This is a genomic window from Hahella sp. CR1 (genome assembly GCF_029813005.1).
Classification (GTDB): domain Bacteria; phylum Pseudomonadota; class Gammaproteobacteria; order Pseudomonadales; family Oleiphilaceae; genus Hahella.
The window spans coordinates 106427-123386 of the sequence record NZ_JAPELK010000014.1 but is presented as its reverse complement, the minus strand read 5'-3'; the positions used below and the strand labels follow the sequence as shown (position 1 = coordinate 123386).

Genomic DNA, 16960 nt, shown 5'->3' with positions numbered 1-16960 from the left:
ACGCCAAAACCAATACACTTGAACTGCTCCACCAGCCCGGCGTTGTAGGGGTAGTCAGATATGGCTTCTTCGAATAGCAATAAAAACTGTGAGTAAGACAATTGCTCTGACGGTCCTCAAACACCACCAGAGCCATCAACAGGCCGGTCGGATAACAACTCCTGCATTAGTTTGATTGCCAGGTCCAGATTGGATTCCATCTCGGCGCCGTCCAAAGTATTTTCTTTCCATGATTCGGGGGCTTCCGGGTGCGGGCCGGACACCGCTACTTTGCCTTTCCCGTAGGAGCTTATGAGTGCGGCGATTTGTCGGTTTTCAAAGTAGGCGATGTTGCGAACTTGCTCCTTGCTTTGCGTCAGTTTGAATGCAGGGCCAGCCTGATAATACATCTGACGCTCTTCCCCTGACCAAATAACAGGGTAGACTTTCGGAGCGAAGTCACTGTCGTAATTATCGGATTCCGCCGGAACGATGCCTAACGCATCCACAAACCGATTTTCTTCAGCCCACCCCACTGACGCGACGTAGGCGCCGCCACAAATCCCCAGGTAACGCCCGCCATTGTTCAGGTAAGCCTTTAATGAAGCGGAGAGATCCGGCGTAAAGGCGTCAACCAGGGGCTCAACGTCGTCTTCCGTACCGCCGATGATGAAAACTTTCGCCCCACTCAGCATGTCCGGCAGCGCTTTCAGGTCTGTGATATACCTCACTGTCAGGCCCGCCTGGACGGCGACGTCCGCGATGGCTTCAGAGCTTTCAGCATCTGATACAGGTCCGTTATATATCAACGCATATTCCGCTTCCCTGATGGGACTCGTCTGCATATCTGAGACCGACTCCACAGCCGACACATACGGCGTCGCGCCAACGATCAGAATGACGCCGCTTAGCGCCGTTAAGCTAAATTTATTCATACAAAAAGAAGCGCCAAAATAGCCGGAGTCACCCGGCCGCTGATTTAGACGTTTTGCTCGCCGCTTCTTAACAACCGGCGAGCTTCCCGTTCCGCATAATACTCACTGACGATGGTCTGAGCTCTTTGATACAGGCTTGAATCCCCTTCGCCAAGCACTTCCAACAGGAGCTTTTTCTCCTGCATATAGACTTTGGCGAACCAGCGGTCATGCTGAATGATATTGGTTGAGTTGCTGATCAAGTCCGCCAGCTTGATGGTTTTTGCTCGTGGGGAGGCGTTGGCGAGGTGCTGTCGGTCTATTTCCTTGCGAGCCTGACGATTACCGTCTTGCGGCCGACTCACGTCAGTCACCTCCTCCACCAGTTTCGCAACAGAAGGGCCAAAGAACTCCAGGATCAGTTCTTGTGTGACCTGGGTGTCTTCGACGATGTCATGCAGGTAGGCGGCGGCGATCATTTCTTCGTCTCCCCCCACTGACGCAACGATTCCCGCCACTTCGGCGGGATGCACGATATAAGGTTCATCGGTATAACGTCTTCGTTGACCGATAGCGGCATGGGCGGCGTTGGCGAATATCTTCGCCTTCTCGACAAGCATGAAATCAAACCTCGTTTCACAGGTGTACAACCACGCCATAATGCAGCATCAACTCTGCCCCGTCCAATACTTGGAAAGAACGAGGCCTGACTAAAAATACGGCAAGATCGTCACTCTCATCATGTCAGAACATATTGCGCCATCGTTGTCTCACAACCCTTCGGGAAACCGCTCATCCAAAGGCAAATCTTCGTTGATCTCTTCCAGCGCCTCCATTGCGTGCTCAGGAAAATCCACAATGATTTCCTCCATCTCCACTCCACCCAAATAAAGGGCCGCGCTAAGCAGGAAATTGTCGGAGTTATCCGAGTAGCCAATCGCGGACTTAATAACCTCAATCAGACGGGACACAGTCTCGGGTGAGAGCTTTTTAACATCCGCCTTTTTCCTCACGATTGTCTCAATAAAGTGGCATAGAATGACCGCATTGGCGTCGTAGTAAGAAACCTCGGTGTAATCTTTAAAGCGCTCGCTACGAACGTCTTCACGACTAAAATAGTCCGACATCACATCAAATACCTGCGGCAATCGCTCCTCGCTCCACGCATGCCATGGGGTCAGCTTTACTCTGGGTCCCTGTTGGATGAGGCATAAAGAGACCGGAAAGGTCTGATGAATTTCCTGCACCGTAAGTTGAAAGTCATAATAAAAGTGCGCCAGCCGTTGCTGTATGTCGTTCAACTTGCTCTGAACCAAACCAAAGGTCTTATAGATCTCCGAGTCGTCGAGCATCTGCGGGTTGTCGCTATAGGTAGGGTCATACTTCATGGCGCCTTTTATCTGGCGATCAGACACACAGAAAGAAGCGCTGTTGCCGCTCCAGCGAATTTCCCCATGCCCCTGAAGCTTTACTTGAATATCCGCCATGGCTTGCTCATCCGGTCGCTCAGCAAAAAGAATATGCGCATCAAAACCGCTAGATAAGTTACCAACGCCATGGCCAAGAAATAAGAACGGGTAGCTCTCCATCGTGATTCCTTAAGTAGGTATTTGTGGTCAATCGATAAGTCAGAGGACTGATTTTTGGCGTTCACTGAGACGCCTCGCCAACGCCAGAATTTATGGCCAACCTTGTTAGACCGGGGAGCTTATGAATAGTTCAATGCAAATATTGATGACGGATATCTTCGATGGCCCCTGCTTGTAAAAGATGCGCAAGAGCCTGCGAAAACTCATCCTTTTTGTCGCGAAAGGAGGATTTTTTGGATATGGCGAAATATAAGTCAACACTGTTGCCGGGGCGATATTCGGCTTTGTCGAATTGGCCTTTATAGGGGGACTGGGCGATTTCATAGTCCGCCTGGCAGTCTGTCCCGACTATTGCCGTCAAACGCAAACGCCCCAACATTTCCACTAACTGCTTTTCGGTGCTGACGCCAATCTTGTTAATCTTTTCATCTTCATCGAAGGTCTGAAAATAAGCCGACCCCGTGACGATGCCGACATCAATGCGATAGAGGTCTTCATAGTCCTGAAGTATTCCACCACGCCCTTTTCTGACATAAAACACCGTTGAACAGCTGTAATAAGCCGGCTCCAGATAGTCCATGTATAACGCCCGGTCAGGTCTTAGCGCCAAGCCGCTCATGGCGTCAACGGCGCCGTCCTCCATCATTTTCAGGCAACGCACCCATGGGCAGCGCACGTAATCGATATCGAGCTTTAATTCGCTGGCGAGTCGGGCCCACAAGTCAAAATCGATCCCGCTGTAGCCCTCTTCATTGTCCAAAATACGAAAAGGCGGCCAGGCGTCTATAGCGACGCGGATCTCGGCTTTACTTTGCTTGGCCTCAGGCGAATCGATGGAGTTAGCAGCCAAGGGCGCAACACTCCACACCAGCAACGAAAGCGCGCCAATACAACGCAATGAAGCAAGCGTCATTCGACAACCTCCAGGCGTCCAAAACGAATGGAGACAACCATGTGGCGACTACCGCCCCAATGATCAGGTTTCTGCGAACGTATTTAGTATAGTTCAATTGCCGAGCGGGCTTGGTCCCTGCAAATGCGGGCGTTTCACCGACTGGGAGGTCCCCAAACGCGAAGCTGGGAATGGGAGATTAGCGGAAGTCTAAGCTATTGAGACGCCGCCAACTGCTTTTGAAATTTCTCCGGGAGCCACCAGCTGGCGTCGATAGCCGGGCTGTTTTCAGGCACAACGGGATTTTTCAATATAATGAGCTTCCTGGACGATAGATTTCCCTTCGCTAAATAACCTTTCATCTCCTCTGTAAAAAGCGTTTTAAAAGAGCCATCGGCAATAGCGATATTCAATCCCTCCTCCAGCTTCCTCGCCAATTCAGGCTCATTTCTGGAAATGAAAAAATACACGGGATGCGGATAAAACAGCATGATGTTATCCGCGACGACAAGTCGATCCTGATTCCTGTCCAGCTCATCCCAAATTTCCAGGAAACCGCGGTGGAAATAGTCAAACCTATTATTTCTCAGCAGAGTAAATAAGGTTTCGTATTGGGAGCTTGTGACTACCTTCAATCCATTTGCGCTGTAGACAGGCAAATCTCCCCAGTGCACCCCATGTCCGCCGACAAACTGCCTGAGATCATCAATGTCGTCTATCTTGCTGAAAATCTCACTCTTTTCCTGGGTCACCAATAAAAGTCTGAGCCCCAGGATTCCTCGATAAATAGGAATCCTTATAGGGATCATCTTTTCTTCGCGCTCCAGGTTTGTAGACATGAACTCAAGATTCAATATTCCTTTTGTCACCATGAGTTCGCCCCTGGCCTCATTGATGCTGACATCCAAAAATTCAGGGAATTGTATTTTGTAGGGGACGTTCAGTTTGCTCAGCGCAAGATCCAATACTTTAAGGCCGTATTTGTATCTATCTTGATGCTGATAGTGCTTGACAATGATTTCCCCTCTCGCTTGGGGAGCCAAACTGAAAGTAAACAAAGAAAAAAGAGGAATCACTAGAGATATCAGCGACTTAAAATGTAACACAACCCCACCTCTTACCGCCGAAAATTATGTTAATTACATCAGTGTTCGCCAATTCCACATCACAAAAACGCCAGCCCTCCTTCGCCTGATTATCCCCGAGCGGACGACGACAAAGACGGAGATCCAATACTCATATATTAAATTTAGACGACTTATTCTGAATCGACAGGAGATTAAGAGAATGGAAAGAATCTGGTTCAGCGGGATTGAGACGGAAATCGTAGATGTTTCATTAAATCAACTGGTTAGACAAGCCCACACCCCAGATTCGCCCCAATAACTTTATGGTAGAGCTCTTGTATTGGCTCCCTAATGACGAAAATGGGCGTGATCGCTAATGACACGCCCACAATAGCGCCGAGCTGAGCGCATCTTGATGCTAACGCTCACTCGGCATTCTTATCTTTACTATGCTCCCAGCCAAGCTGGCCTACCGTAGAAAGCCCTTGTGCCGTTACCGCCATTTAATATCTGCGCCTCGACCGTCGTCCTCTCAACACGAGTCACAGGCTGATTGTTTGTTCCACAAAAGCTCATCGCAATATGCCTGCCAAAGGCATCCTGTTGGCCTGTCAGCAACACGGCGTGCCCAAGTTGATATTGCCCATGATATAAAGGCTGGTTACTGTATGAGAAAACAACAACGTCGCCTCTATTTAAATTAGCGGGAAATGGCGCCGGCCACTGGTGAAAGACTTCGTTATGAAACATATTACGCAAGATTTGTACGCCCCAGCGGCGCCCGTTTATACCTCTTGCTTGATTAGCGCGATTATAACGGTCTAAAAAGAACTGTCTCGGGACATTCGCCGCTGCGGCGGCCAGGAGCAGCATTTCAAAGCAACATATTTCAACTTGATTAGCCGCCATATTCAACGGGTTTGGACGATTGACGTCTAACCCCCTAGCCCAACGCTCCATAGAACTGTTGACAACCCAGTTTTGCCGCATTCTCTGAGGCGGCATAACAAGTGGAGACCAAGTAATTTGTCTGTTCTGGCGCTGCCATTGTTCTGCTATCGCAATTGCGTTTTGGACATGTAATAAAGACATATGTGTTCTCCTGATCCTTGCCGAATCCTAAATTCGGACTTTTGATAAATTCATATTACAAACCAGTAAATGAATATTTATTTTTACTTCTATGCATATGTTGTTTGCATTGACGATAGCGCTAGCGAGAACACATATCCTTTACGGTAATACTGACTTGCTATTTTCTTTCACAATTCATGGCCGCCTTGCTTTTACAAAGGCAGAATAGTTGCGTTTTGGATTAAAAATAACGAAGACGTGAATGGTAGAATGGCGTCAGCGCCCACAGATCTCATCGAACAAGCAGAATCAGAGATAGATCCTTCTTACACAACGAAGGCCTAGCCCGCATTCGCTCAAATGTGAGGAGATTTGGAAGCTGTAAATCAACTAAGACCTGAACTTCCTGGACATTAACATGTCAGGTTCCCTCGACATTGGCGGAAACACGGGTCAGCGTATTGGGGTGCTATTATAAAGACAACTCTACAACCAATTTATTCAAATTTTTTGCGTGAACCCTCCGCCCTCCAACACATCAGAACTGATTTTAGGAGCAGCTTACTGGTCAGATCACTTATGAATAATTATTCGTACTTCCTGTGTATCAGCTCATATAGTCCTTCGTCTCTAAGGGATTTTAGCCCCTTATTGAACACATCGACATATCGTTCATAATTAGGCCAAGCCTTACTGAAACAAACATGGAAGTATTCAACTTGCTTATCTTGCAGGAGAACAAACTGTATTTGGTTCTCTAAGCCCATGCTCTTCACAAGAAACTGAGTGCTTTCTTTAACAGTATAAAATACGTCCGCACGAGATTTTATCAGAAATAGCAAGGCCTGCTCATCAGTGCTAAGTATCGTGTGCGGTGCGCCAATACGAGCCAACTCCTGTTGAAACGAGTAACCTCGTATTCCTACTCCTCTATACAATAGAGTTTCAGCCAGGGCCTGAGGGCGAGGCTCCTTGAGGTCGGCTCTTACAGCTAAGACAGGGGTAATAGAGCTGATCGGATCGGACAGCGCGCATATCTCACGCCTCTCGGGAGTGTCCGCAATAGAAAAACCACCAGCAGCATGCCCGTTTTCGATCTGGTTAATCGCTCGTTTCCAGGGAAAAAAGCGGATATCAACTTCATATCCCGCCCTTTGAAACACCGCATTAACCACTTCTATGTCATAGCCAACCAGCCCATCTTTAGGAACTTCAATTTCATATGGCGGATAGTCTCCTGTCAGCAAGGCTATTTTTTTATCAACCTCAACAGAGTATGAAAGGCTTGCGCTAACGGCAAGGGAAAAGGTAATCGTCAGCCAAAACCTTATTAGCTTCTTTAACCAGAAAAGATAGCGCATACGCCCCAAACCATTTTCAATTACGGGCTATAGCTTCCATTCACACTGTCATCCATCATCTTCTGATATAGGCCGCTTTCCTTTATCTTCACAAGGCCCTCGTTAAACTTCTGCACTAACTCGCTGCCGCCAGGATATTTTTTTGATACAAGGACAAAGTACTCTGACTCTCTATAGGGCTTTGAGTAAGTTAACTGCTCCGCTTCATTTGGCGGCAACTCATTTTTGATTAATTCAAGGCCGACTTGCATCTCAGTTGGATAGAGATCTATCCGCCCAGAGACTAATTTTTTCAGGTTATTGGTGTCGTCCGCTATCCGAGACATGTTTAGCACTCCGGCTTTTTCAAGCTCAGTGAATTCATCTCCATAACTATATGAAATAGCGCCGCCAATTTTATAATCTTTGAGGTCTGCAAGCTTTTCCCAATCAACGACCTTTCCCTTTTTATGAAAGAAGACAGACTTAAGCGTAAAGACAGGATCAGTGTATAAAAAGTCCTTCGCTCTCTCATCGCTATATGTCCAAACGATAGTCGCCGCTAACTCTTTCCCTTCTTTTGCATCTATCAAAGCTCTCGCCCAGGGGAAAAAAGCATATTCGACGTCAACACCTGAAGCTTTAAATGCTTCAGAAACAATATGCGCAGCAAGACCATAGTGTTTATAACTTTGTGATGTAAACGGAGCCCACTCCCCATTTGATATCTTTATCGTTTCTGCATTTGCATGGGTACAAATGAGAATGAAAAGCATCATAATTATTCTTCTAATAGTGCTAGAAACAATAACCATAATTAGCCCCTCTCGTCATAACTGGTTGCGGGTTATGCGCTCCACCGGCAAACGCATAGAGCAGATTCATCCTAGTAATTGAGTATAGAGCAGATCAAAAAAAGTACAGCTTGACGCGCAGTAGAGATCTCGACAAAGGGTGCGCTTAACTTTGTCCTTCCTATACTGGGATGGATGCGCCAGAGGGAAAACGCCAACAATGGCGGCTAAAAAGTCCTATTGGCCTCTGACATGACGTCTCTAGCCCAGCTCCAAAATTCTCAGTTGGACAGGGGCAGACATGACCGATAAATGTACAAAAAACACAAAGAGATTGGGAGGCTGCTTTGACGCCAGGCTGACGGGGAAGCTTCATCCTATTCGATAAGCTTGACGTCGTGCTTAAGACTTTCCTTCTGCATGCATCAGCAGAAATATCAGAAGGCCATCCCCATCTATCTGGCGCTAACCGTAAAAGCGCACAAAGGACAAAAGGGAAAACTCATTTATACTTGTGAAGTAACAAGTTATTATTGCAAGCAACTGGAAAAATCATCCACGGCGTCTCATTTAGTTCTGCTGCAGTCGTTCTATTTTTAATCGAACCTGGAATTTATATGAACAGACAAGATATATATGAAGGACTCAGGTTGATTGTAATAACCTATATCGCAGAATCTAAACAACATGAGCTTCTATCGATGCTGGATAAACGAGAAGCAGAAGGAGGCTTTCCTCCAGGAAAAGGAGTTCTTGCATGTGTAGATTCAGACTCCAATGGAGTAACTTTAAAGCCTGAGCACAAGGACCTTTGGAACGATATTTGTTATCACTGCATTTAAAATATCGGACATGCTCTCCCTTATAATGCTGAAGCAATCCACTATGTATTCCGGATTATTTTAAAATCGTTAGTTTTAGATTCCTTTCAAGAGATAAAAATCCAAAATATCACGACAAATATATTATAAAATATAGGAAAAACTCTAGAATGCAAAGCAAGTATCTGGCGCCATTAAGTTGCATATTATTCATATTTAGTTATATATACTTTCTGTACGCAGCCAAGACTTACTATGACCCAGAAGCAGAAGTCAACTACTTCCTCGAAGTAGCGTATGCTACGACAGCCACAATAATCCTGTCGCTTCTCCCAGCTCTCGTTATCTGGCTATTTAAGAGACACTCATTTATGAAGTTCTTCTACAGGTCAGCAATAGTTTTTTTCTCCGTAGGTATAGTCGCAGATCTTCTTGCCGTTTATTTAATATTTTGGTCATCGAACCAATAATAAAAATTTTCTGTAAAAAAAGCGAAACCATGGACAGCAAGCATTTCAATAAATTAGTTGAACCCTCGAAAAGAGTTCCTGCAGACCAAAGGTTATAAATTAAGAATGCGCATGAGTGAAAGATGAATTCCATTACTGATATTGAATGGCACGACCTTCCGATAGTAGATTTTTCTATTTCAGAACATAGGATTCTGCTGGTGGTTACACCTTTTGAAGACTCTATTGGCCAGTACAGATGCTTTTCACTCAAGCTTTTCAATTTTGAAGAGGTTTCTATTAAGATGGATAGCGAGATAACTCTCTCTACGCTTTCGGAGATGGAAGTGCACAGTTTTTAATTCCATCAATCCAGAAAAAATATTTCTGGAAAGATTACAGTCCTCACGGGGTTGACAGGCATTTTTAGTATTGAATTCATAAATGCGAAGTGGTCTTTTGAACCTTCCATCTAACCAACTATAGCGCCGAATACTAAGACAAAGAGTTATCATACATAAAAATGAGAATACAAGAGTATAACAACGGTGATTTAGATGAATTCATTATGGACGGCTGCGAAGTCTTTCTAGAAAGGACTGGGGTATCAAAATATAAGCTATTTGTATCCGGTTCCGACACACAGAATATTATTCAAATATGAACCACAAAAAAAGGAGAAATGACCGTTCACACTCAAGGTGAAGCTCCGGATTGGGTGTCTCTTGAGTTTGAAGATGGGCAGCTAAATATATTAAAATCATGTCATTGTGTTGTACACTTGGAGAGTTGCGGTAGAGACTCATATAGTTTGCGTCTTTCAAAGCTGGACGATAGCTTTATTGTCGATATATCAAGCAATGGCTATATAAAGGCCAAAATAATTGATAAAAGCGGCCCGATATCTGTTTAAAAGTAAACATTGCCTCTCCCCATCACTAGAGACGTATTATAAAGGAGCTTTGGCTGGGTAATCGCTTTCGAATATGGAGCAACAAACTGCGTCAGCCAGTGCCTCTCCATCTGTATTGACGCTAGCGTCTCCTTATTCATTATTTGAAGCAATAAATGACTACTCATAGTTACCAGAAAAATGCACAATGATTTTTTATAAAATTTAGCGTTTTGTTTGGTCGCAGCTGCACGCTTTTTGTCAACCAGCCTACAGAGTTCGAAGATCGCTTGACTGGGTATCTCTAACAACCAGGCAGATACACAGAATTATTTACAGGGTCTTGCCTCGTCAGAGGTAGGAGCTATTTTCTCCAGCTCATTACTGATTTCACCATATATTTTTCATCACTACTTACGCAAAAAATAGTAAGCACGACCAGTTGTACGGATCTGAATTCCTCGTACATACTCACTGTATAATATCGTTGCTAGTCCGAGTGTTACGTAGCCCCCAGAGGCGCAGAAGATTATGAAGGCGACTTTCCATTCCTGGAACAAAAATGCAACTATCATTATCGCTACACAGGAACAATCTAATAAGTCATGAATCAAAGAGGGCCGCTGGAACTTGGCCTGCCTAACCATGAGCGCAAACCTCAACCACAGAAGAATCCCTAGTGATGAGCCAACCGAAGTTACCTCGAATAAATATACTGATATAGTAACATTCCATAGAACAAGGACTAAAAAATAGGCAAGAAACAAATACACAAAAAAACTTGCCCCAAATATCCATATAACATTAAAGCCTCTTTTCTTCGCCTCATCCGTCTCTAGATCGCAATCACTCACCGGAGTCTTATATAAATCAGCATCCATTACTCATACCCTTCATCTTGAATATCAAATAATATCAACTATGTTCTTAAATCAGTAGTTTTAAATCTGATAAGATCAACTCTTACACCGCCCTTCATTTCGCTTCCTTATATACCGTGAATTAGCTATAAACACTATCTCAAACTAGTACTCTATGAGAGCATAAAGCGAGCCTTTAAGTATGAATCAGGATTTAAAGCATGACAGCGCAAATACCAGATAAAATAGAAAACATGCACAATAGCATCGAACTGGGAGATCTGCACCTCTATAGGATTATCGCAAGATCTGAGCACACTGGCAGCCCTTTCTCTTCTTACAGCTTTCAGTCAAGTCCCTCTCGCGCCTCCCCAGGCATTAGCAGCGCATTGGCGCGCGGTTATATTTCCTGCTATACGCTTACAGAGTCTGGCGAGCTAATTCTTGATAGATATGAATATCCATATGAGAGGCTGAAGCCTCTAGAGCAGGTAGGAGAGAAACTGACAGGAGACTTCTTATTGGATATGCGCAAAGGCTTCTTTCAAGATAGGCTGTACATCCCTTTTATTAATGGGAGAATCGTTACAAACAAAACAATGTGGGTAGTCGAAAAGAGAAAGACCAAGGACGAACTCTTTGAGGAGTCTACCAGGCAATACTTAGAAGCACATCCATGCAGAATAGCTATTGCTGTTGCCCGTCATCCAGATCTGATTGCTGATAAGTTTTCAATCTATATCGATGGCAATATTCCTTCAACAAGAGACGGCAAACAACCCATCGATGGTTTCTCTGCAAGAGCCAGCGTCGGGCGCCACCGGATAATAATACGAGAAACAGACTACAGAAAAACTGACAGAATGGAGTCAAATACAGTTGACTTCGACACCTCCATAGAGAAACCCAGTAGCTTTTTACTAAAACTAGAAAAAGGAAATCTCATCTTGCTCGAAGTCTGAGACGTCCTCCGCCCCCCCTACTTCAAACCACCATTTGAAGCCTCCGATGAACCTCATGAATTTCGTTATAGCTGGGAGTTCGCGCTGGTTTGGAAAGGGATGTGTAGGCGACTCTCATATGCGCCGCGCACTTCCTGGGCTCCACCCGCCCTATTCCCGTTCCTAAACCGGGGCACAAAATAGAATTTATCTTTCTCTCAGAACGAAGGTTATGCGTTTTTATCGCCAGTAGAACTGCCCGAAACGCAATATAGGGGTTAAGCGTGTTGGAAACGTCTTCGGGAATCCTCATGGTTGGCGCCGAGATCAGATAAGGCCACCGCGCGTTATCCGTCCCCACAATTACCGCGGAGCCAATGGATAATTCTCCGTGAAAGTCGTCAAGAATGCGTCGCTGCACTCTTTCCTCCACTTCAAAGCCAAGCGTATTTCGAATCGCCAGATCCAGTCCGCCGTCCATAATGCCAAAGCTGTTCGCCGGACTGATCATCGCGTCGGCTGCCTTTGAGAAAAAGTCGCCTTGGATGATTTCAAAGTTATCAAAACCACTAAAGGCTTCTTTCCATGCCTTTACGAGCTTTTCAGACTGATCGATAAGAAATACTTTCTGAAGCAAGAATACTCTCTCCTCTTTGATCTCCATCACGCTTCCGCTGTTTTGATTAGCGAAGTCGCTTTTAATTCTACTCATAAGCGCCAGGCCACATGGGTAAAACGAGTTTGCCGCTTTAGCCACAGCCCTCAACCCGACTCACCTAACGCGCTTTAATTGCCAGCGTAGTTTACTAAACTAAATATGCGCGACGCCTGTAAAAACTTCAGTCCATATTCACCAGGATGCGCTTCGGTGGAAAATGCTATGAAAGTTCTTTCGGTATTAGGGTTATGGTTCTGCGCAACTGCAGCCGCCTGCGCCGCTTCAGATACGCGGGAGGTGCTGAGAATCGGAGCGAACGATGAGATCGCGCAATTGTATGCGCCTTATCAGAGGTTCGTTGAAGCCGCTTTTCGGGATACCCCTTGGAGAATCGAGTGGGTGAACCTTCCTTTGGCGCGCTCCATACGCGCCGCCGATGAAGGCAGTATTGACGGTGATTTCATAAGAATTAAAGAGGTGACGGAGATTTACAGTCATTTGGTGGCCATACCCTGGCCACTGAATCGCCAGCGCTTTTATCTGTATATACCGATCTCATTGGACTGCCCCGACACGCAGAACATAGACCAATTAGTGGTCGGAAAATTATTAGGCATCTCCGCGTACGATCACTTCCCGGAAAACATCAAGAAGAATATGGTCTTTTCCCCCAATCTGGAGTCTTATGTGAACATGGCGATGGCGCACCGTATAAACGGCATCGCCATCACCGACGATCACTATAAAAAGATCAAAAGGAAATTCGACGTTGATTTCAAGAAGTGCAACGACCACATGCTATATGAAGCCGTTACTTATATGATGCTCAATATTAAGCACAAAGAAAAAATCCCTCAGATAGTAGAGGCTTTTTCAAAACATGTAGAACTTCTTCCAGCTGAAGATCGGGTGCAATGAAACAATCTTTATAAAGTGTCCATCGTATTTAACCTTTCATCAACCTTGCATCCAACATATCCATCATCCAATTACATACATACTGACTGAGCCCAGTGCTGTTCAGTAATAATTACAATGGGAACGCCATTATTCCGATACGTCATGGCCTTCTCAATTTTCCGCCCAAAATTTTCATGAACCCAGCTATCCTTCACATAGGTTCCTATCACCAGATAATCCAGTGATTTCGTAACGTTTTTGGCTATCTTGCCTCCACGCGCCACAGTCGCTTCCTCGCATTGTTCCCGCGTCCCAAGCGCACAGGTTCCGCTAAAAAGAAACGATCGTCCCTGAAAAGTAATGGGCGGCATAGGTTCAATAATAGGCAGTCTGGTTGCTTTAGCGACCTCGCCGAGATAAGACTCATCGCCAGAGATCCTTTTCAGAACACTTAGAAGCTCTGAGGACTCTTCTCCATCCAAAACACCGTCTTCCAACATAACGCTAACTCTATCTAACAAGTTAACGATAATTGGATTGTCAGAAGCGCTCCTGCTCTGCACCAACCAAGTTTGCAGAAACTCCGCTTCCGCCTGCTCAACCTTTCCATCGGCGACAATGCCTTTACTCAGACCGATCAGTGTATCTATTTGCCTGTCCTTAATTTTATTTAGATTATATTCGGTGAAAATATCCATAAATATTCCCTCTCTAAAATGATTGAAACTTAAGGCGCGAATATTTCTAAAACTGAAAAGCGGCCATACGCCAATGGATAATATTTAGATTATCCCCTGCACTCGCGATAATAGAATTCTAACTTTTGTAAAGACGGAATTTGTCGTTAAGAATGAAAAACGACACTGATGAGTCAGTCTTGGGTGGGCTTGATAATATAGGCAGTGATCGTAAAGATAAGCCAGATTAGGCCATCAAAAACTAACCTGACACAAACCGGAGAACGCTTTCTCAGTATAAAGAGATTTCAATAACTTACCCGACTCGATATCTACCGCAAGATAGTGGAGCGAGCCGTCTTTGTGCTCTTGAATAATTAATTCCCCGTCGCAAATCTTTGGCGGAGCAGCACGCCAGTTCACATCCACACTCCATTGTTTAAACAGTGAATAACAACTGCCTGTCCCGTTGGCGATCTTAGTCAATGGCGCAGGGTTGCAGGCAACTATGTCCCGGCTGGTGGAGACGATGATTGAGTTGGGTTTGAATGTCAGATTGGCGCGCCGCCAGTCATTACTCTCGAATTGAAACGCCTTCCCCTCCACATCCAGCATATACAGTTTTTGTTGGTACTCGAAAAACTGGCTCGCCATCGTTTCCAATGGCCAGCTGGTCGTTACTTTCAGGTCCCGGGAGATAAACATAATGAAGGGGTGATTCTCCCCTTTCTGATCAATTTTAAAGCCCGCCAGATAGAGCCCTTCGTCTGTTTCAAACCCGGCGTAGGCGTTTTGTAGCTCTGTCTGAAGCGTTTGCCCTTGATTAACGACAACGCCGTCATGCCTCCATGAGAAAACTGTTTGCGCGCAGGCGGAAAGTGGAAATGCCAGCAGGGTCGCCAATACAAAAATACAAAGCCTTATCATACGGCTTGCTCTCAATAGCATGGAGTTCAAAAACAAAGACATCTGTTACCTCTGTCTTCCGCTTTCACACTTTCAAATTAGGCCAAAGAGAGAGACACGTCAGTAGAATCGCAGTTGCCCCTAAAGCATGCCATACAATACTATCCAGTCCCACTCTCAATAATGTATAAATCAGATAAAGGCCTACAAACGTAACGCCCAATTCCACTGCAATAGTTACTCCTGGCATGCGGTAGGACTTATTGTCGCAATGGCGGCACGTATATGGATCAACCTTAATACCTCGCCCCTCAAGGGTATTAATCTTTTTACAGTGTGGACACTTAATCAAACCTGACATTCCCCAATGATTGGTATGCCGAACAGTTAAACGGTAGGGCTCGCATGTTCACGGATGGATCGATTGCGGTTCAATAGGTATACACTCTCCTTGGACAAGCTTATTTTCCGCAATGGTGACATAGCAGTTCGCGACGATTTCTTTTCCTTTCATTATGACCATGTCAGCGACATAGCTTATTTGATCACCCATTGCTTTATATCCGGAAAACTCTATAAAGCTGAAGTCCGTTCTTGCATCAAGCGTACGATAGCCGTCCAGTTTGATCTCACAGGCGTCAATGGACTGGATTACATTACTCCCACTTGCGCCCAGAAGTTCGAATCTCGGACAAACGTTATCGATCTCTAACTCAGCGTTTATCAGGCGAACCTTATAGGTTTCCAGTTCGAATATTTTTTCTGGCTTATTCGCAGAGGCATCTGCAGCCTCTGCGTTTACCATCGCGTTTCCACTTAAAAGCAAAATAAAGAGGCCGCTATACCTGCACTTCCTCATTGCAAGGTTCCTATTGGCTGATGACTCTATTGGAGACACGTTTTCCAGAAGCAGACCATTCTTAGACTTCCCCACCCGCCGCAAACCCAGACGCCCAGGCCCATTGGAAGTTGTGTCCGCCCAGGTGGCCGGTGACGTCGACGACTTCGCCGATGAAGTAGAGGTTGGGGATGTCTTTGGCGGCCATGGTTTTGGAGGAGAGGCAGTCAGTGTCGACGCCGCCCAGTGTGACTTCGGCGGTGCGATAGCCTTCGGTGCCGTTGGGTTTGATTTTCCAGCTTTTCAGAGCGTCTGCGACTTCCTGCAGGCGCTGGTTGGAGCATTGCTGGAAGGTTTCGTTCCAGTTTTTCCATTCGGTGAATATCTGCGCCACACGCTTGGGGAGCTTCGCATTGAGATAGGTCTCCAGGCGTTTATTGGGCGATTCCTGCCGCCAGGTTTTCAGCTCCGCCAGCACGTCGTCGTCCGGCAGCAAATCGATTGAGAGTTCCTGACCAGGTTTCCAGAAACTGGAGATCTGCAGCATGCTGGGGCCGCTCAGACCGCGATGGGTGAACAGCATGGGTTCTTTGAAGGTCACGCCGTTAACGCTGACAGAGACCGGGCAACTGACGCCGGACAGCGGCGCAAAGCGCTGCAAATCATCCGGCTGCAGCGTGAAAGGCGCCAGCCCCGCCCGAGTCGGCAATACCTTGAGGCCAAACTGTTCCGCGATTTTATAGCCGAAAGGCGATGCGCCCAGCGTGGGAATCGACAGCCCGCCGCTGGCGATCACCAAGGATTCGCACTGAATAACGCCGTTTGAAGTTTGCAGACGGAAGCCGTCGCCGTCCTGCTCCACTGCATCAATGCTGCACTGCAGACGAATTTCCGCGCCAGCCCAGTCGCATTCGGTCAGCAGCATATTGAGAATATCTTTACTGCTCTCGTTGCAAAATAACTGTCCAGGCGTTTTTTCATGATACTCAATGCCATGGCGTTCCACCCACTCCACAAAATGCTGAGGGGTATAGCGTCTTAGCGCAGAGATGCAGTAATGGGGATTGTTGGATAAATAATTGGCCGGAGTGGAGTTCAGGTGGGTGAAGTTGCAGCGCCCTCCCCCGGACATAAGAATTTTCTTGCCTGCTTTATTGGCGTGATCCAGCACCAGGACTTTCCTGCCGCGATACCCGGCGGTAATCGCGCACATCAAACCGGCGGCGCCGGCGCCAATTATGACCACATCTACTTTTTCAACCACGAAAGACTCCACACTGACTGTCTGCAAACCAGCGCATTGTAAGCCTCTCAGACTCTATCGACGAATTTATTTATGTAGTCCCGGCAAGGTATGAACTAACGCAAA

15 protein-coding genes are annotated in these 16960 nt (G+C 46.0%); 2 read left to right on the top strand and 13 right to left on the bottom strand.

Annotated elements, in window-relative coordinates:
• Window positions 1–116: 116 nt before the first annotated feature.
• The 8 genes from ONV78_RS26755 to ONV78_RS26720 all read right to left on the bottom strand — a co-directional run bounded on the left by ONV78_RS26755 (window position 117) and on the right by ONV78_RS26720 (window position 7670).
• The gene (locus ONV78_RS26755; protein WP_279507557.1) at window positions 117–914 is read right to left on the bottom strand and encodes a BPL-N domain-containing protein; all 798 of its coding nucleotides are present in this window, start codon (window positions 912–914) and stop codon (window positions 117–119) included.
• Window positions 915–958: 44 nt separating this feature from the next.
• Entirely contained in the window at window positions 959–1513 is a 555-nt protein-coding gene (locus ONV78_RS26750) for an HD domain-containing protein (RefSeq protein ID WP_279507556.1), read from the bottom strand.
• A 150-nt stretch (window positions 1514–1663) separates the two neighbouring features.
• Window positions 1664–2482 carry a hypothetical protein gene (locus tag ONV78_RS26745; protein WP_279507554.1) on the bottom strand — a complete coding sequence of 273 codons (819 nt, stop codon included), beginning with the start codon at window positions 2480–2482 and terminating at the stop codon, window positions 1664–1666.
• 130 nt (window positions 2483–2612) lie between these two features.
• Window positions 2613–3395, bottom strand: coding sequence for a transporter substrate-binding domain-containing protein (locus ONV78_RS26740; RefSeq protein WP_279507553.1), 783 nt, complete (start codon window positions 3393–3395; stop codon window positions 2613–2615).
• Window positions 3396–3589: 194 nt separating this feature from the next.
• The gene (locus tag ONV78_RS26735; RefSeq protein ID WP_279507551.1) at window positions 3590–4480 is read right to left on the bottom strand and encodes a transporter substrate-binding domain-containing protein; all 891 of its coding nucleotides are present in this window, start codon (window positions 4478–4480) and stop codon (window positions 3590–3592) included.
• Window positions 4481–4888: 408 nt separating this feature from the next.
• On the bottom strand, window positions 4889–5533 hold the full coding sequence (locus ONV78_RS26730) for a hypothetical protein (protein WP_279507550.1): 645 nt from the start codon (window positions 5531–5533) through the stop codon (window positions 4889–4891).
• Between the two features lie 569 nt (window positions 5534–6102).
• Complete coding sequence (locus ONV78_RS26725; protein WP_279507548.1) at window positions 6103–6876, bottom strand: transporter substrate-binding domain-containing protein; 774 nt, start codon at window positions 6874–6876, stop codon at window positions 6103–6105.
• 20 nt (window positions 6877–6896) lie between these two features.
• A complete protein-coding gene (locus ONV78_RS26720; protein ID WP_279507547.1) occupies window positions 6897–7670 on the bottom strand; it encodes a transporter substrate-binding domain-containing protein in 774 nt (257 codons plus the stop codon).
• Between the two features lie 3222 nt (window positions 7671–10892).
• On the opposite strand from ONV78_RS26720, the gene ONV78_RS26715 reads away from it, so the two are divergent.
• Complete coding sequence (locus ONV78_RS26715; protein ID WP_279507545.1) at window positions 10893–11633, top strand: hypothetical protein; 741 nt, start codon at window positions 10893–10895, stop codon at window positions 11631–11633.
• A 22-nt stretch (window positions 11634–11655) separates the two neighbouring features.
• Here ONV78_RS26715 and ONV78_RS26710 read toward each other — a convergent pair whose 3' ends face one another.
• A complete protein-coding gene (locus ONV78_RS26710; protein ID WP_279507544.1) occupies window positions 11656–12276 on the bottom strand; it encodes a macro domain-containing protein in 621 nt (206 codons plus the stop codon).
• A 216-nt stretch (window positions 12277–12492) separates the two neighbouring features.
• On the opposite strand from ONV78_RS26710, the gene ONV78_RS26705 reads away from it, so the two are divergent.
• Window positions 12493–13188, top strand: coding sequence for a hypothetical protein (locus ONV78_RS26705; RefSeq protein WP_279507542.1), 696 nt, complete (start codon window positions 12493–12495; stop codon window positions 13186–13188).
• 71 nt (window positions 13189–13259) lie between these two features.
• Here the strand turns inward: ONV78_RS26705 and ONV78_RS26700 are convergent, their stop codons facing one another.
• The 4 genes from ONV78_RS26700 to ONV78_RS26685 all read right to left on the bottom strand — a co-directional run bounded on the left by ONV78_RS26700 (window position 13260) and on the right by ONV78_RS26685 (window position 16855).
• The gene (locus ONV78_RS26700; RefSeq protein ID WP_279507540.1) at window positions 13260–13868 is read right to left on the bottom strand and encodes a BRCT domain-containing protein; all 609 of its coding nucleotides are present in this window, start codon (window positions 13866–13868) and stop codon (window positions 13260–13262) included.
• A gap of 234 nt (window positions 13869–14102) precedes the next feature.
• Window positions 14103–14816 (bottom strand): hypothetical protein, encoded by a 714-nt coding sequence (locus ONV78_RS26695; RefSeq protein WP_279507539.1) that lies wholly within the window; start codon window positions 14814–14816, stop codon window positions 14103–14105.
• A gap of 346 nt (window positions 14817–15162) precedes the next feature.
• Complete coding sequence (locus ONV78_RS26690; protein WP_279507537.1) at window positions 15163–15558, bottom strand: hypothetical protein; 396 nt, start codon at window positions 15556–15558, stop codon at window positions 15163–15165.
• Window positions 15559–15673: 115 nt separating this feature from the next.
• Window positions 15674–16855, bottom strand: a complete 1182-nt coding sequence (locus ONV78_RS26685; RefSeq protein WP_279507535.1) for an NAD(P)/FAD-dependent oxidoreductase — start codon at window positions 16853–16855, stop codon at window positions 15674–15676.
• Between the last annotated feature and the right edge of the window lie 105 nt (window positions 16856–16960).

Coding starts and splice junctions, on each gene's coding strand:
- ONV78_RS26740 (WP_279507553.1), bottom strand. CDS start 3,395: ATGACGCTTGCTTCATTGCGTTGTATTGGCGCGCTTTCGTTGCTGGTG.
- ONV78_RS26695 (WP_279507539.1), bottom strand. CDS start 14,816: ATGTCTTTGTTTTTGAACTCCATGCTATTGAGAGCAAGCCGTATGATA.
- ONV78_RS26745 (WP_279507554.1), bottom strand. CDS start 2,482: ATGGAGAGCTACCCGTTCTTATTTCTTGGCCATGGCGTTGGTAACTTA.
- ONV78_RS26750 (WP_279507556.1), bottom strand. CDS start 1,513: ATGCTTGTCGAGAAGGCGAAGATATTCGCCAACGCCGCCCATGCCGCT.
- ONV78_RS26725 (WP_279507548.1), bottom strand. CDS start 6,876: ATGCGCTATCTTTTCTGGTTAAAGAAGCTAATAAGGTTTTGGCTGACG.
- ONV78_RS26720 (WP_279507547.1), bottom strand. CDS start 7,670: ATGGTTATTGTTTCTAGCACTATTAGAAGAATAATTATGATGCTTTTC.
- ONV78_RS26730 (WP_279507550.1), bottom strand. CDS start 5,533: ATGTCTTTATTACATGTCCAAAACGCAATTGCGATAGCAGAACAATGG.
- ONV78_RS26710 (WP_279507544.1), bottom strand. CDS start 12,276: ATGGAGATCAAAGAGGAGAGAGTATTCTTGCTTCAGAAAGTATTTCTT.
- ONV78_RS26705 (WP_279507542.1), top strand. CDS start 12,493: ATGAAAGTTCTTTCGGTATTAGGGTTATGGTTCTGCGCAACTGCAGCC.
- ONV78_RS26700 (WP_279507540.1), bottom strand. CDS start 13,868: ATGGATATTTTCACCGAATATAATCTAAATAAAATTAAGGACAGGCAA.
- ONV78_RS26690 (WP_279507537.1), bottom strand. CDS start 15,558: ATGGTAAACGCAGAGGCTGCAGATGCCTCTGCGAATAAGCCAGAAAAA.
- ONV78_RS26715 (WP_279507545.1), top strand. CDS start 10,893: ATGACAGCGCAAATACCAGATAAAATAGAAAACATGCACAATAGCATC.
- ONV78_RS26755 (WP_279507557.1), bottom strand. CDS start 914: ATGAATAAATTTAGCTTAACGGCGCTAAGCGGCGTCATTCTGATCGTT.